Source organism: Mesorhizobium sp. M0185, assembly GCF_040322175.1.
Lineage (GTDB): Bacteria > Pseudomonadota > Alphaproteobacteria > Rhizobiales > Rhizobiaceae > Mesorhizobium.
In genome coordinates this window covers 128,103-143,815 of the sequence record NZ_JAMYSY010000013.1, presented here as the reverse complement: position 1 = coordinate 143,815, position 15,713 = coordinate 128,103, and the positions used below count along the sequence as shown (strand labels likewise).

13 protein-coding genes are annotated in these 15,713 nt (G+C 62.8%); 9 read left to right on the top strand and 4 right to left on the bottom strand.

Annotated features, from left to right (window positions below):
* The first annotated feature begins 194 nt into the window (after positions 1-194).
* Positions 195-644, top strand: a complete 450-nt coding sequence (locus NKJ20_RS13420) for a hypothetical protein (protein ID WP_352744523.1) — start codon at positions 195-197, stop codon at positions 642-644.
* Between the two features lie 181 nt (positions 645-825).
* A complete protein-coding gene (locus NKJ20_RS13415; RefSeq protein ID WP_292663955.1) occupies positions 826-1,167 on the top strand; it encodes a hypothetical protein in 342 nt (113 codons plus the stop codon).
* Between the two features lie 63 nt (positions 1,168-1,230).
* Here NKJ20_RS13415 and ggt read toward each other — a convergent pair whose 3' ends face one another.
* From ggt to NKJ20_RS13400, 3 genes are all read right to left on the bottom strand, one after another.
* Positions 1,231-2,967, bottom strand: coding sequence for a gamma-glutamyltransferase (gene ggt / locus NKJ20_RS13410; protein WP_352744520.1), 1,737 nt, complete (start codon positions 2,965-2,967; stop codon positions 1,231-1,233).
* A 570-nt stretch (positions 2,968-3,537) separates the two neighbouring features.
* Positions 3,538-4,830: an L-rhamnose catabolism isomerase gene (gene rhaI / locus NKJ20_RS13405; RefSeq protein WP_352744517.1), complete on the bottom strand. Its 1,293-nt coding sequence runs from the start codon at positions 4,828-4,830 to the stop codon at positions 3,538-3,540.
* Positions 4,831-4,955: 125 nt separating this feature from the next.
* Positions 4,956-7,058: a bifunctional rhamnulose-1-phosphate aldolase/short-chain dehydrogenase gene (locus tag NKJ20_RS13400; protein WP_352744514.1), complete on the bottom strand. Its 2,103-nt coding sequence runs from the start codon at positions 7,056-7,058 to the stop codon at positions 4,956-4,958.
* 187 nt (positions 7,059-7,245) lie between these two features.
* On the opposite strand from NKJ20_RS13400, the gene NKJ20_RS13395 reads away from it, so the two are divergent.
* The 7 genes from NKJ20_RS13395 to NKJ20_RS13365 all read left to right on the top strand — a co-directional run bounded on the left by NKJ20_RS13395 (position 7,246) and on the right by NKJ20_RS13365 (position 14,387).
* Positions 7,246-8,055: a DeoR/GlpR family DNA-binding transcription regulator gene (locus NKJ20_RS13395; protein ID WP_023677380.1), complete on the top strand. Its 810-nt coding sequence runs from the start codon at positions 7,246-7,248 to the stop codon at positions 8,053-8,055.
* Positions 8,056-8,110: 55 nt separating this feature from the next.
* A complete protein-coding gene (gene rhaS, locus NKJ20_RS13390; protein WP_352448664.1) occupies positions 8,111-9,106 on the top strand; it encodes a rhamnose ABC transporter substrate-binding protein in 996 nt (331 codons plus the stop codon).
* Positions 9,107-9,189: 83 nt separating this feature from the next.
* The gene (locus NKJ20_RS13385) at positions 9,190-10,731 is read left to right on the top strand and encodes a sugar ABC transporter ATP-binding protein (RefSeq protein WP_352589185.1); all 1,542 of its coding nucleotides are present in this window, start codon (positions 9,190-9,192) and stop codon (positions 10,729-10,731) included.
* A complete protein-coding gene (locus NKJ20_RS13380; protein ID WP_352744510.1) occupies positions 10,728-11,705 on the top strand; it encodes an ABC transporter permease in 978 nt (325 codons plus the stop codon). Before NKJ20_RS13385 ends, NKJ20_RS13380 begins: the two co-directional genes overlap by 4 nt.
* Positions 11,702-12,703, top strand: coding sequence for an ABC transporter permease (locus NKJ20_RS13375; protein ID WP_352448661.1), 1,002 nt, complete (start codon positions 11,702-11,704; stop codon positions 12,701-12,703). Before NKJ20_RS13380 ends, NKJ20_RS13375 begins: the two co-directional genes overlap by 4 nt.
* Positions 12,703-13,020: an L-rhamnose mutarotase gene (gene rhaM, locus NKJ20_RS13370; RefSeq protein WP_352448660.1), complete on the top strand. Its 318-nt coding sequence runs from the start codon at positions 12,703-12,705 to the stop codon at positions 13,018-13,020. Before NKJ20_RS13375 ends, rhaM begins: the two co-directional genes overlap by 1 nt.
* A complete protein-coding gene (locus NKJ20_RS13365) occupies positions 13,017-14,387 on the top strand; it encodes an FGGY-family carbohydrate kinase (protein ID WP_352448659.1) in 1,371 nt (456 codons plus the stop codon). Before rhaM ends, NKJ20_RS13365 begins: the two co-directional genes overlap by 4 nt.
* A gap of 36 nt (positions 14,388-14,423) precedes the next feature.
* Here NKJ20_RS13365 and NKJ20_RS13360 read toward each other — a convergent pair whose 3' ends face one another.
* On the bottom strand, positions 14,424-15,674 hold the full coding sequence (locus tag NKJ20_RS13360) for a D-amino acid dehydrogenase (RefSeq protein WP_352744507.1): 1,251 nt from the start codon (positions 15,672-15,674) through the stop codon (positions 14,424-14,426).
* Positions 15,675-15,713 lie beyond the last annotated feature (39 nt).

Here is a 15,713-nt window from a genome sequence, read left to right as displayed (position 1 = left end):
TAGACAGTTCGTGGTCTACCCAGGCACGCTAAATATCGTAAATATCATCTTTTTACGTTAATGTTGGGGCAGCCGTCGCCGGCCGCTGGGAAATGAGGGGCGGGCGACGTATGCGTTAGGCGGTTCCTCGGCGTCGTCGCTCAGCAGGAACCCGCCGTACCGTCGAGGGCCGGGGGGCCTCACAGGCAATTCCAATGCGAACAATCAGCAGACTTTTTGATTCCCATGACCAGGCGGCGCGTGCCGTCGAAGCGCTTCAGGCGGCAGGGATCGCCCGCCACGAAATCAGTGTCATCGGACCCTACGATGACGAAATCGGCGCCGTCTTGCGCGGTCCAGGCACCGGTGCCGCCCTTGGCGCGGCGGCGGGTTTGTTGGCCGGCCTCGGCGCCTTCGATATCCCCGGCATCGATCCCCTCGGCGCGGGATGGCTGGCATCGGCCCTCGTCGGTGCAGCCTTGGGCTGCGTTGCCGGCAGGCTTTTCGGGACATCGTCCGGTACCGGCAAGCAGCCAGGCCAGACGAACGCCGCACCAGGTGTGATCCTGGTGCTGGCGCATGTCGATGAAAGGCAGGCCGACTCCGCACACGCGGTGCTTGGGGCTTCCGTTCAGGCAACGCAGTCTTTGGCCAGGGCGGCATGAAGATTCAGCTCGGGCAAAGCGCTTGACCAGGCCGCGCAGCGGGGCGGCGATCCAAGCGCGAATTCAAAAATCTCTGGCAAGCCGCCGCCAGAAAGTGTTGAACACCGTGCCGATCACATTCGGCGAGCGGTTGCGCTCGGCGAGGCTTGATGATTTGCTGTCGGTTTGCGGAGAACGAATAATGCATGAGCCTGTCGGTCAAGACGAATATGGGTCGACCAGCCCGTTCGATCCGGACGATCTGTCGAGGTTGAACGCAATCGGCCCGAGCGCCGGCAGCAACGATTTCGAAAAATACGCAGTCGCCGTGATCATCGTGTTCGGCGCCCTGATCATCGGTGGCCTGATGGCTGCCGGCTTGAGCTTCGGGCGCCGCAGCACCTTCTTTTTCGCGCTTGGTGGCGCCACTGCAGCATGGATATCCGGCAATGCGCTTCTGCTCGACCGGCCGCGCATCTACGCGCTGTTCGTCGGCATCGCGGCGCTGATGCTGATTGCGTCGACGATCGCGCTGGTCACCTGAAGCAAGGCGCAATCTTCTTGTTGACCATGATCTTATCCGAAAACCGGTTCCCACTTTTTGGGGTTAATACCCGATAGCCTTGCCGGCTGCGGCGCGGCTGTCGATGGCGCCATTGTAGCGGGCGCCGCCACCCTTCTCGATTTCCGCCAGGCTCTTGCCGCCGACCAGGATGCCGGCCGCCTGGCCCCAGGTCGTGTCGGCAAGATCGAGGCGGTAGCCCATGCCGGTAAGCAGCTTTTCGGTATCGGGCGACAGGCCGAAAGGTTCGATATAGACCGTGTCGGGCAACCATTGGTGATGGATGCGCGGTGCGTCGATGGCCTCCTGGATGTTCATACCGTGGTCGACGACGTTGACGATCGCCTCCAGCGTGATGGTGATGATCCGTGAACCGCCGGGGCTGCCGATGACCATGAACGGCTTGCCGTCTTTGGCGAGGATGGTCGGGCTCATCGACGACAGCGGCGTCTTTTTCGGCGCGATCGCATTCGCCTCGCCCTGGACCAGGCCATAGAGATTGGGCACGCCGGGCTTCTGGGTGAAATCGTCCATCTCGTTGTTGAGCAGGATGCCGGTGCCGGCGGCGACAACGCCGGCGCCGAAAGAGCCGTTCAGCGTGTAGGTTACCGCGACGGCATTGCCATCATTGTCGATGATCGAAAAATGCGCCGTCTCTTTGCTCTCGCCAAAACCCTTCGGCATCAATTCCTGCGAGACGCCGGCCCGGAACGGATCGATCTTTTCACGAATTTCCCTGGCGTAATTCTTGTCGAGCAGTTTTGCGACCGGATTGTCGATGAAGCCGGGATCGCCGAGCGCCGAATTGCGGTCGACATAGGCGTGGCGCATCGCCTCGACCATGACGTGAACCGTCTCGGCCGAACCGGCGCCGAGATAGGACAACGGATAGAACTCAAGCACGTTGAGGATCTCGCAGATGATGACGCCGCCGGAGCTCGGCGGCGGCGAGGAAATGATCTCGTAGCCGCGATAATTGCAGGTTGCCGGCTTGAGCTCGCGCACCGCATAGTTTTCGAAATCAGCCCTGGCCAGAATGCCGCCCTTCTCGCCACTCGCCTTGACGATGGCGTCGGCGGTCGCGCCTTTGTAGAAGGCATCCGCCCCGCGTTCGGAAATGGCGGCCAGCGAAGCCGCGAGGTCGGGCTGAACAAGACGCTCGCCGACAGCATAGGGCTTGCCGTCCGGCTTGAGGAAAATGGCCGCCGCCGCTGGGTCCCTTGCCAACCGCTCCGCGCCGCCCTGGAGCGAGGCCGCATCGCCCTGCTCCAGCACGAAGCCTTCCTTGGCAAAGCGGATGGCCGGAGCCAGCAAGTCCTGCCGCGACAGCGTGCCGTATTTCTCCCGCGCCATCTCGAAACCAGCGACCGAGCCCGGCACGCCGACCGCCAGATAGCCGTCGAGACTGGCGCCTTTTACCGGCTTGCCGTCCTTGTCGAGATACATGGTTTTGGTCGCGGCCAGCGGCGCGCGCTCGCGAAAATCGAGGAAGGTCGAGCGGCCGTCCTTGAAGCGGATGGTCATGAAGCCGCCACCGCCGATATTGCCGGCGGTCGGATAGACCACGGCCAGCGCATAGCCGACCCCGACCGCGGCATCGACCGCGTTGCCGCCCTGCTTCAGCACCTCGACGCCGACCTCAGACGCAAGATGCTGGGCGGTCACCACCATGCCGTGCTCGCCCTTCGCCGGCTGCGGCGAGGCGGCATAGGCGAGGAAGGGTACGAAGGTCAGGGTGAGGGAAAGGCTGACGGCGATTAGGGTTCGGCGGGTGTTGTGCATGGCCGTTCTCCGAGGCGTGGGGGTGTGCCTAGGAAACGCGCTTGGAGCGGTTGAGTCTACTGCGAAGATCGAAAGAATCGGGAGGGTTCGCACGCCTGTGCCGGTTCGCCTCGCAACCGCCGTTGCAATCTTCGGCGACTGCAACGGCATGGATCCTAGGGTCTCCGCTACGTCGCTGCGCTCCTGCTCCGCCCTAGGATGACGAAGGGAGGGAGAGATCGGCTAATCCCGAAAGTTTGCGATTTGCCAGCAGCCGCCAGCCTGCAACGTTTGCCATTGCCATCAGCCGCCAATCCCCAACATCTGCGATTAGCTGTAGGCCCTCACGCCTTCGTCATCCTAGGGCGGAGCAGGAGCGAAGCGACGTCGCGGAGACCCTAGGATCCATGCCGTTACTTCTGAGCGCCGCAGCGTTGGAAACAAGGCCACGCTTCATCGCGGCTCTCAGAATTTTCACGTTACAGCAATTTTGTTCTTGCTTTGTGCCGGCAGCTATGCTACTAATTTCGGTATGGTGCTAATTGGCTCCAACGACCCGCCCTTCGTGGCGGGTTTTCATTTTCACCAACATCAAACAATCCCGCCGCCGACGCTCGCCACGGCCGGCCGTTCCGCTGCAACCTTCGCCCGGTAGCCCGCGGCGCGGTAGGCGGCGACCGGATCGATGGCGCCGCCGGTCTTCAGCCGCGCCATGGCAAGGATCGGCTCGACGTCGGTGCGATAGGCTGTCTTCAGCGTTTGCGTCGCCATCAGCGCGTCATTGGCGTCCTGGAAGCCTTCGAGCGCCTTGCGGTCGACCAGCAGCGCCTGGGCATAGGCGCGCTGCACCTCGACCGCCGACAACATCAGGCTTTCTATCGGATCGGTGACGTTATGGCTCTGGTCGAGCATGTGGGCCGGATCGAAACCTTCGGCACCGGCAAGCTCGGCATCGACCAGTTCATTGAAGACGAGGAACAGCCGGTAGGGATCGATCGAGCCGGCGTCGAGATCGTCGTCGCCATATTTCGAATCGTTGAAATGGAAGCCGCCAAGTTTCTTGAACTGGATCAGTCGCGACACGATCATCTCGATGTTGACGTTGGGGGCGTGATGGCCGAGGTCGACCAGACAGAACGCCTTGTCGCCAAGCTCTTTGGCGATGATGTAATTGGTGCCCCAATCCTGCACGACGGTCGAATAGAAGGCCGGCTCGTACATCTTGTGCTCGGTGAACAGTTTCCAGCCGTCCGGCAGTCCGGCATAGATCTCCTTCATCGCGTCGAGATAGCGCTCGAATGCCTTGGCGAAATTGACCTGGCCGGGAAAGTTCGAGCCGTCGCCGATCCACACCGTCAGCGCCTTGGAGCCCAGCGTCCTGCCGATCTCGATGCACTCGAGATTGTGCTCGACAGCCTGCCGGCGTGTTGCTGCATCGGCATGCGACAGCGAGCCGAATTTATAGGAAAGTTTTTGGTCCCTGGCGTCGGAGAAGGTGTTGGAGTTGATGGCGTCGAAGCCGAGGCCGAAGCGGGATGCCGCCTGCTTCAGCCGGTTCGGATCGGCCTTGTCCCAGGGAATATGCAGCGAGACGGTCGGCGTCGCCTGCGTCAATTGCCGGATGACGGCGCAGTCCTCGATCTTGTCGAAAATGTCACGCGGCTCTCCGGCGCCGGGAAAGCGGGCAAAGCGGGTGCCGCCGGTGCCGACGCCCCAGGACGGGATGGCGACGGCGAATTTCTCGACCTTGTCGCGGATGGCGTCGATGGCGATGCCGCGGCGGTCGAGGCGCTCGCCGAGGGACTCGTAGTCGCGCTTGAGATTGGCGTTGCGCGCGGCATTGTCTTTCTCGACAACATCGGCGGAGATGATGGTTTCGGACACTAAAGTTTCCTCCCAAATGCGTTCGGTTGGCGCTGCCCCTCATCCGCCTGCCGGCACCTTCTCCCCGTATGGTGACGGGGAGAAGGGTAAAGCTCCGGCGTCGGCGCCAACCCTCAAACGACTGCTTATCGCGTAAAGCTCTGTGCGTTGCCGGCGTCGACGTTGACGATGTTGCCGGTCGATTTGGCCGACATATCGGAGGCGAAGAAATAGATCGCCTCGGCGATGTCTTCGGGGAACACCGACCGCTTCAGCATCGAACGCGAGCGGTAGTGCTCCTCGAGATCGTCGGTCGACATCTTGTAGGCGGCGGCGCGCTGTTCCTTCCATTCGCCGGTCCAGATCTTCGAGCCGCGCAGCACGGCGTCGGGGTTGACGACATTGACCCTGATCTGCGCTTCCGCGCCTTCCAGCGCCAGGCAGCGTGCCAGATGGATTTCGGCGGCCTTGGCAGTGCAATAGGCGGCGGCGTTTGGCGATGCGGCAAGCCCATTCTTGGAGGCGACGAAGACGACGTTGCCGCCGATCTTCTGCGCCCGAAACAGCCGGAACGCCTCCCGCGAAACCAGGAAATAGCCGGTCGACAGGATGTCCATGTTCTTGTTCCACAGCGTCAGCGTGGTGTCCTCGATCGGCGCCGAGGAGGCCAGGCCGGCATTGGAGACCAGAATATCGATGCCGCCGAATTCGACCGCCGTTTCGGCAAAGCCGGAGATCACCTGATCCTCGGACGTGACGTTGATGACTACGGGCCGCACGAAATCCTTGCCATAGGCCTTGGCAAGCTCGTCATTGGCGCTGGCAAGGGCTGCTTCGTCGATATCGGCCAGCACGACGCACGCGCCGTCGCGCAGCAGCCGGTTGGCGGTGGCCCGGCCGATGCCGCCGGCGCCGCCGGTGACCAGCGCAATCTGGCCGGCAAGAGCCTTTGGTTTCGGCAGGCGCTGCAGCTTTGCCTCTTCGAGCAGCCAGTATTCGATGTCGAAGGCTTCCTGGTCGGGCAGGCCGACATAGGTCGAGACCGTCGAGGCACCGCGCATGACGTTGATGGCGTTGACGTAGAATTCGCCCGATATGCGCGCCGTCGCCTTGTCGCCGGCGAAGGTGAACATGCCAACGCCGGGCATCAGATAGACGACGGCGTTCGGATCGCGCACCGGTGGCGAATCCGCGTGCTTGCAGCGGTCATAATAGGCCTGATAGCCGACGCGATACTCCGCCACATCATCGGCAAGACGGGCAATGACGGCATCGACGTCGGGATTTTGGGGGTCGAACTCGATGACCAGCGGCCGGATCTTGGTGCGCAGGAAGTGGTCCGGGCAGGACGTGCCGAGTGCCGCCAGCGGCCGCAAATCCCTGGAATTGACGAATTCGAGCACGGCAGGGGAATCGTCGAAATGGCCGAGCTTGTGGCTGTTCTCCGAGATCAGGCCACGGATCCTCGGCATCAGTTTTGCGGCCACGGCGCGACGCGCAGGCGCATCGAGGGATTTGACGACTTCGCTGCCGAAAATCGGCTTGCCCTGGCTCTTGCGCTCGAACCAGTCGATCGCCTGGTTGATCACCGAGATCGTCGTCTCGTAGCATTCCTTCGGCGTGTCGCCCCAGCTGAACAGGCCATGACTGGCCAGTACGACACCCTTGGCTTCGGGGTTTTCGCGGCAGAATTTCTCCAGCCACAGGCCGAACTCGAAGCCCGGACGTTTCCATGGCAGCCAGCCGATCGTGTCGCCGAAGATCTCCTTGGTCAGCGCCTGCGAATCCTTGGCGGCGGCAATGGCGATGATGGCATCGGGATGCATATGGTCGACATAAGGCTTCGGCACGAAGGCATGCAGCGGCGTGTCGATGGAAGCCGCGCGCGGGTTGAGGTTGAAGGTGCAATGGGGCAGATAGCCGACCATCTCGTCTTCATGTTCGAGGCCGCGATAGAGACCTTTCAGCGCGCGCAATTTGTCCATGTAGAGCGTGGCGAAGCCGTCGAGCTTGATCGAGGCGCTGTCGCCGCCCGAGCCCTTGACCCACAGCACTTCCACGCTCTCGCCGGTGAGCGGATCGTTTTGCCAGATCTTGGAGGAGGTGTTGCCGCCGCCATAATTGGTGACGCGCTTGTCGGAGCCAAGAACATTCGAGCGATAGACCAGACGTTCGGGCTCGCTCATTGCTTGCGCTTTTGCGTCATCCCAAAGATTGGCGAGGCGCGTGCCGGAGCGCTTGTCGAGCATAGGTATCCTCCCTTTGGGACACGCAAACGGCGCGGGTCCCTTTTGTACGAATTTCTACGCAAGCGGCGGCCTTGTCAATCACAAACGATCAATATCAGTCATATTGCATTGCACAATGAAATTATCTGATCGGAAATGATTGACACTGCGCGCTTTGGGTGACTAGATGCTCCGGCAGGGAGGAACCATGCACGAGAAAGAGCGCCACAGGATCATTCTGTCCGCCGTCCAGGAAAAGCCTGTGGTGACGGTGCAGGAGATGGTCGACCTGACGGAGTCGTCGGAGGCGACGATCCGGCGCGACATCGCGGCATTGCATGTGCAAAAACGGCTGCGCCGGGTGCGCGGCGGCGCCGAGGCGCTTTCGCCGCCGCAGTTCATCGGCCTTGCCGGCCGGCCCTTTTCCGTCAACGAGACCATCAACGCTTCGCAGAAGCGGGCAATCGCGCGGGAAGCCGTGGATCTGTGCAAGGACGGCGAGCCGATCATCATCAATGGCGGCACCACCACCTTCCAGATGGTGCATTTCCTGACCGGCCGCCGCATGCCGATCTTCACCAATTCCTTCCCGATCGCGGAGCACTTGCTCAGGCACTCCAAGAACACGGTGATGCTGTCGGGCGGCACCATCTACCGCGAGCAGAACATCATCCTGTCGCCGTTCGACAATGACGTGACGCGCAATTTCTACGCGCGCCGCATGTTCATGGGCGCGCAAGGGCTGGGGCCGCTCGGTCTTATGGAAGGCGACCCGCTGCTGATCCAGGCCGAGCAGAAACTGATCGACCAGGCAGACGAATTGGTGGTGCTGGTCGATTCCTCGAAGTTCCGCAAACGCTCGAGCCTGATCCTGTGCGGCCTGTCGCGCATCGCCACGGTGATCACCGACGACGCCATCGAGGATCGCGAAGCCAAGATGCTGGAGACCGCCGGCGTGACGCTGATCATCGCCCGCACAACGGCAACCAACAAGGAAGAATCTTCGCTGCAGGCCTGAGAACCACTCACGCCCGCAGCGGCGATGGAATGCAACGCTCAAGGGAGGATATTCGATGAGCTTTCTGAAGAAATTGATGGTTACGGCGGCGTTCTCCGCCGCCATGTTCGTGAATGCCGCCTACGCCGAAAACGTCAAGATCGCGCTGGTGGTGAAGTCGCTCGGCAACGGCTTCTTCGACGCCGCCAACAAGGGCGCCGAAGAGGCGGCCAAGGAGCTCGGCGATGTCGACATCATCTACACCGGCCCGACCAAGGCGACCGCCGAAGCGCAGATCGAAGTGGTCAATTCGCTGATCGCGCAGAAGGTCAATGCCATCGCCATTTCGGCGAACGACGCCGACGCGCTGGTGCCAGTGCTGAAGAAGGCGATGCAGCGCGGCATTACCGTCATCTCATGGGATTCAGGCGTCGCGCCGGAAGGACGCCAGCTTCACCTCAACCCCTCCGATACCAACCTGATCGGTGAGACCATCATCAAGCTGGCCGCCGACTACCTGCCGGAAGGCGGCGATGTCGCCATCCTGTCGGCTTCTTCGACCGCGACCAACCAGAATGCCTGGATCGACGCGGCCAAGAAGGTGCTGCCGGAGAAGTTCCCCAAGATCAAGCTCGTCGCCACCGTCTATGGCGACGACGACTCGGCCAAGAGCACGGACGAAGCCAAGGGCCTGCTGAAGTCCTATCCGAACCTCAAGGCGATCATCGCACCGACCACCGTCGGCGTCGTTGCCGCCGCGCAGGTGGTGACCGATGAAGGCCTGATCGGCAAGGTCAACGTCACCGGCCTGGCGCTGCCGTCGGAGTTCAAGAAGTTCATCGACAATGGCGCCAGCCAGGCGGTTGCGCTGTGGAACCCGATCGATCTCGGCTACTCCGCCGTCTACCTCGCCCACGACCTGGCGGTGAAGAAGGAAGAGGCCAAGCCCGGTGCTACGCTGTCGATCGGCCGCGTCGGCAAGGTCACGCTCGACGACACCAACTCGGCTGCGATGGCTCCGCCCTTCCAGTTCGACAAGTCGAACATCGAAAAGTTCTCCAAGATCTATTGATCCTGGAACCTTCGAAACGGTGCGGCGGAGCTCAGGTTCCGCCGCGCTTTCAAACGAACCTTGCTACAGGGCTTGATACGATTATGGACACGACAGCCCAGCACGAAGTGGCAAATGAAGCGCCTTTGTCATCCGGACCGCGCCTGACGCTGTCCGGCATCTCGAAAAGCTTTCCCGGCGTGCGGGCGCTGCACAATGTCGGCCTGTCGCTCTATCCCGGCCAGGTAACCGCGCTGATCGGCGAAAACGGTGCCGGCAAGTCGACGCTGGTCAAGATCATGACCGGCATCTACCAGCCGGATGCTGGCACGATCAGCATCGACGGCCAGCCGGTCACACTGCCCAGCGCCCACGCCGCGTTCGGGCATGGCATCACCGCCATCCACCAGGAAACCGTGCTGTTCGACGACCTGACGGTGGCCGAAAACATCTTCCTCGGCCATGCGCCGCGCACGCGTTTCAAAACCATCGACTGGCGCACCATGCGCAAGAATGCCCGCGAGGTGCTCGACACGATGGGCGCCGGCCATATCGACGCCGACGCCAGGCTGAAGGATCTCGGCATTGCCAACAAGCACCTAGTCGCGGTTGCCCGCGCCATGTCCATCGACGCGCGGATCGTCATCATGGACGAGCCGACGGCAGCGCTTTCGATGAAGGAGATCGAAGAGCTTTTCCTGCTGATCGAATTCCTCAAGAGCGACGGCAAGGCGATCCTGTTCATCAGCCACAAATTCGATGAGATCTACCGCATCGCCGACCGCTATACCGTGTTCCGCGACGGCGAGATGGTCGGCGAAGGCCTGATCAAGGACGCCGGCCAGAGCCAGATCGTGCGCATGATGGTCGGCCGCTCGGTCGATCACATCTTTCCGCAGCGCAAGGCCGAGATCGGCGCGCCGGTGCTGGCCGTCTCCGGCCTGTCGCACCCGACCGAGTTCGACGACATAGGCTTCGAGCTGCACAGGGGCGAAATCCTCGGCTTCTACGGCCTTGTCGGCGCCGGGCGCAGCGAGGTGATGCAGGCGATATCAGGCATCACCCGCACCAGCGGCGGCACGATCACGCTGGAGGGTAAGGCAATCGCGCCGAAATCGGCGGCGGATTCGATCTACGCCGGCATCGTCTATGTGCCGGAGGAGCGCGGCAAGCAAGGCGTGGTGATCGGCCTGCCGATCTTCCAGAATGTCTCGCTGCCCTCGCTCAAACGGACATCCAAATCCGGCATATTGCGGCTGGCCGAAGAGTTCGCGCTGGCCCGCTCCTATACCGAGCGGCTCGATCTGCGCGCCTCCTCGCTCAGCCAGGACGTCGGCACGCTGTCGGGCGGCAACCAGCAGAAGATCGTCATCGCCAAATGGCTGGCGACCGCGCCCAAGGTGATCATCCTGGACGAGCCGACCAAGGGCATCGACATCGGCTCGAAGGCGGCCGTGCACGGCTTCATGGCCGAGCTCGTCGCGCAAGGCCTGTCGGTGATCATGGTGTCGTCCGAATTGCCGGAAATCCTCGGCATGTCGGACCGCGTCGTCGTTATGCGCGAGGGCCGCATTGCCGCGGTCTATGACAATAAAGGGCTCGACGCCGAAACCTTGGTCAGGACGGCAGCGGGGATCGCGGCATGAAGGCTCTTCTCAAATGCCGCGAGGTCTGGCTGCTGGCGGCAATCGTCGTGCTGATCGGGCTGATCTCCACGCGGTTTCCAGGTTTTGCCGATCCGGCCAACCTGCGCCAGGTGTTCAACGACACGTCGATCCTGATGATCCTGGCGCTCGGCCAGATGGTCGTCATCCTGACCCGCTCGATCGATCTGTCGATGGCTTCAAATCTCTGCTTCACCGGCATGGTGGTGGCAATGCTGAACGCCGCGCATCCGGCGATCCCGATCCCGCTGCTGATCGTCATCGCACTTCTGGTCGGCCTGGTGCTCGGCGCCATCAACGGCCTGCTGGTATGGCGGCTGAACATTCCCTCGATCGTGGTAACGCTCGGCACCCTCACCATCTACCGCGGCGCCACGTTCGTCATTTCAGGCGGCGCCTGGGTCAACGCCGACCAGATGAGCGCTGATTTCATCGGGTTGCAGCGCGCGGCTTTCCTCGGCATTCCGGTACTGTCGTGGATCGCCCTGCTGGTTATTGCACTGTTCTTCCTCGTGATGACTCGCACCGCGCTCGGCCGCTCGATCTATGCCATTGGCGTCAACCCGACAGCATCGGTCTATGCCGGCATCGATGTCGGCCGGACGAAATTCATCGTCTTCTGCATCTCGGGGATGATCGGCGGCCTCTGCGGCTATCTGTGGATCTCGCGCTACGTCATCGCCTCGGTCGAGGTCGCTAACGGCTATGAGCTCAATATCATCGCCGCCTGCGTCATCGGCGGCATTTCGATTGCCGGCGGCATCGGTTCGGTCGGCGGCGCGGTGCTCGGCGCGCTGTTCCTCGGCATCATCTCCAACGCGCTGCCGGTGATCAACATCTCACCGTTCTGGCAGATGGCGATTTCAGGCAGCGCCATCATCCTGGCCGTGGTGCTCAACGCGCGCGGCGAACGCCGGCAAGGCCGCATCATCCTCAAGAAGGCGGAAGCGGCATGACCGACACCCCTGCCCCACGCCATATTCCCGACCGGCTCGACAAGCCGCTGACGTCGGCGATCTTCTCATGGGAGGCGCTGCTGGTCGTCGTGGCGGTTGCCATCTTTGCCGTCAACAGCTTTGCCTCGCCCTATTTCCTCGACGCGTGGTCGCTGTCGGACCTGACCTTCAACTTCACGGAAAAGGCGCTGATCGCGCTGGCCATGGCGCTGCTGATCATCTCCGGCGAAATCGACCTGTCGGTGGCCGCCATCATCGCGCTGGCGTCAACAATGATGGGCATGGCGGTGCAGGCCGGCGCCGGCATGCCTGAACTGGTGGCAATCGGCCTCGTCGTCGGGCTCGGCTGCGGCGCCTTCAACGGACTGCTCGTCACCAGGCTCGGCTTGCCGTCGATCGTCGTCACCATCGGCACGATGAGCCTGTTTCGCGGCATTGCCTTCATCATCCTGGGCGACCAGGCCTACAAGGGCTATCCCGCGAGCTTCGCCTTCTTCGGCCAGGGCTATGTCTGGTGGGTGGTGTCGTTCGAACTGACGCTTTTCCTGATCGCGGCAGTCGTCTACTGGTTCCTTCTGCACCGGACGAGCTTCGGCCGCCGGGTCTTTGCCATCGGCAACAACCCGGTCGCGGCGCAGTTTTCCGGCGTACGCGTCGGCCGTATCAAATTCATCCTGTTTTGCCTGACCGGCCTGATGGCGGGCATCGCCTCGGTGCTGATCACATCGCGGCTCGGCTCGACCCGGCCGTCCATCGCACAGGGCTACGAGCTGGAAGTCATCACCATGGTGGTGCTCGGCGGCGTCAGCATCCTGGGCGGCGCCGGCAGCATTCTGGGTGTGGTGCTGGCCGCCTTCATCATGGGACTGGTGACCTTCGGCCTCGGCCTGCTCAACGTGCCGGGGATCGTTATGTCGATCTTCATCGGCCTGCTGCTGATCATCGTCATCGCGCTGCCGATCCTGTGGCGGCGAGTACGGCGGGAGCGCTTTGCCTGATGCCGGAGAAATACGCGTTCAAGATGAAGCTCAATCCGGGCATGAAGGCCGAATACAAGAGGCGCCACGACGACATCTGGCCGTCGCTGGTCGCGCTGCTCAAGCAGGCCGGTATCTCCGATTACTCGATCCATCTCGACGAAGAGACCAACACCTTGTTCGGCGTGCTGTGGCGCCGTGACGACCATGGCATGGACGAATTGCCGAAGCATCCGGTGATGCAGCGTTGGTGGGCCGAGATGGCGGACATCATGGAGACCAAGCCGAACAACGAGCCGGTGGCGGTGCCGCTGGAAACAATGTTCCATATGGAATGACCCGCCACGTCGCCGTCATCGATATCGGCAAGACCAACGCCAAGGTGGCGCTGGTCGATCTTGCCGCGGCAAGCGAAGTCGCGCTGCGCAGGATGGTGAACGAGCCGGTTCGGCAAGGCCCGTACCCGCACCATGACGTCGAGCGGTTATGGGCGTTTATCCTTGGCAGCCTGGCCGAGATCGATCGCGAGCAGCGCATCGATGCGATATCGATCACCACCCATGGCGCTACGGGCGTGCTGGTCGACGCATCAGGCGAACTGGCGCTGCCGGTGCTCGACTACGAATTCGACGGGCCGGATGCCCTTGCCGGGGACTATGACACGATCCGTCCGGCGTTCTCCGAGACCGGCACGCCGCGCCTGCCGGCCGGCCTCAATCTCGGCGCGCAGCTGTTCTGGCAGCAGAAGCGCTTTCCGGCGGATTTCGCCAGAACCGCCGCGATCCTGATGTATCCGCAATACTGGGCCTTGCGCCTGACCGGCGTCGCCGCCAGCGAGGTGACTTCGCTCGGCTGCCACACCGATCTGTGGAACCCGTGGAAAGCGGATTTTTCGTCGCTGGTCGACCGGCTGCAATGGCGCCGGCTAATGGCGCCGGTGCGGCAGGCCAAGGACCGCTTGGGCCCGATCCTGCCCGCTCTCGCGCGGCAAACCGGCCTCGACCCGCAAACGCCGGTGTTTTGCGGCCTGCACGATTCCAACGCCTCGCTGCTGCCGCATCTCCTGTCCGACAGACCGCCTTTCTCCGTGGTCTCGACCGGCACCTGGGTGGTGTCGATGGCAGTCGGCGGCAACAAGATCGCGCTCGACCCGGCACGCGATACGCTGGTCAATGTCAACGCGCTCGGCGATCCCGTGCCCTCGGCGCGCTTCATGGGTGGCCGCGAGTTTTCCGTGCTGACCGAGGGCCAATCGGAGAACTGGACGGAAGACGATGTTGCCACGGTGCTAGCGCGCAAGACGTCCCTATTGCCCTCGACCCAACAGGGTTCGGGGCCGTTTCCGCATCATACCGCATCATGGCTTAACGCGGACGGTATGAGCGTCGGCCAGCGCTTTGTCGCCATCTCGTTCTACCTGGCGCTGATGACCGCGACCTGCCTCGACCTGATCGGCGCGGACGGTCCCACCATCGTCGAAGGACCCTTCGCCCGCAACCGGCTGTTCACCCGCATGCTGGCTGCGGCGGCGGCGCGCGCCGTCATTGCCTCCGAGGCTGCGACAGGCACCAGCATCGGCGCCGCCTTGCTGGCGTCGGACCAGGGGACACCGCAAGGCAGAGGCGAAAGGACCGAACCGTCGGCCGATCCACTCTGGACCAGTTACGTGCGCTCCTGGCGTTCGGCGGTCGACGAACGAGCCTGACCGCCGAGCTCATGGCGCCCTGATGTCCGGAGATGCCTAGCCCACGTAGAGCAATCCTTGCGGATCGATCTCCGGCTTGCGGCCGGCGACCACGTCAGCAAGGAATTTTCCCGAACCGCAGGCCATGGTCCAGCCGAGATGGCCGTGGCCGGTGTCGAGGTAGAGATTGTCGTACCGCGCCCGTCCGATGACCGGCACGGAGTTCGGCATCATCGGGCGAAGTCCAGCCCAGAGCTCAGCCTTGCTCTCGTCGAAAGCGCCGGGGAACAGGTCCTTGCCGGTGTTCAGGATCGAGTTGAAATCGCGTGGCTTGAACGTGCGGTCGAACCCGGTGAACTCCGCCGTCGAGGACATCCGCAGCCGATTTCCCAGCCTGGAATAGCCGATCAGCCGGTCCTCGTCGGCGCCACCCATGATCGGCCCCTTGTTTTCATCTTCCAGCGGAACAGTCACGGTATAGCCCTTCACGGGATAGACGGGCAGATCGATGCCGTAGCGGCGGCCGAGCAGACCGCTCTCCGGCCCCATGGAAATGACCACCGCGTCACCGGCCACCGGGCCGGCCGAGGTCATCACGGCGCGCACCCGGTCGCCGTCGATGTCGAGGCCTTCGACCGTGGTGCCGTAGAGGAATTGGACGCCGAGTTTCTCGGCAGCATAGGCAGCGAGGCGCTGCGTGAATTGGCTGGAGTCGCCGGTCTGGTCGATCGGCGAATAGACGCCGCCGGCTATCTTGTCCTTGGCGCCGGCAAGGCCGGGCTCGAGCTCGACCAGCCGGTCGCGGCCGACGATCTCGATCGGCAGGCCGTGTTCGCCGAGATAGCGATAATTGTCGGTGCCGGTATCGAAGCTCTGCTGCGAGCGGAAGAAATACAGAATGCCTTTCTTGCGCTCGTCATAGTGGATGCCAGTTTCGGCGGAGACGGCGTTGATGCAGTCGCGCGAATAGAGCGCCAGACGCAGCTTGACGTCGGTGTTGGCGCGCATGCGCTTATGCGTGCACTGGCGCAGGAAGCGCAGGCTCCAGGCGAAAAAATACGGATCGAAGCGCAGCCGCACCTTGATGCCGAGATCGTGGTTGTAGAGGCCGCGCAGGAACGTCTTCAGCGCGGCTGGCGAGGCCCAGGCGGTGGCATCCCCGGGCGACACCAGGCCGGCATTCGACCGGCTGGTGCCGCGTGCCGCCGCCGGATGGCGCTCGATCACCGTCACCTCATGGCCGTCGCTGGCCAGATAAAAGGCCGCCGCCGTACCGACGACGCCGGCCCCAAGCACCAGGATTTTCATTCCGCCCCCAGCGCGCTGAACCAACCTTTGCGGAGAGCC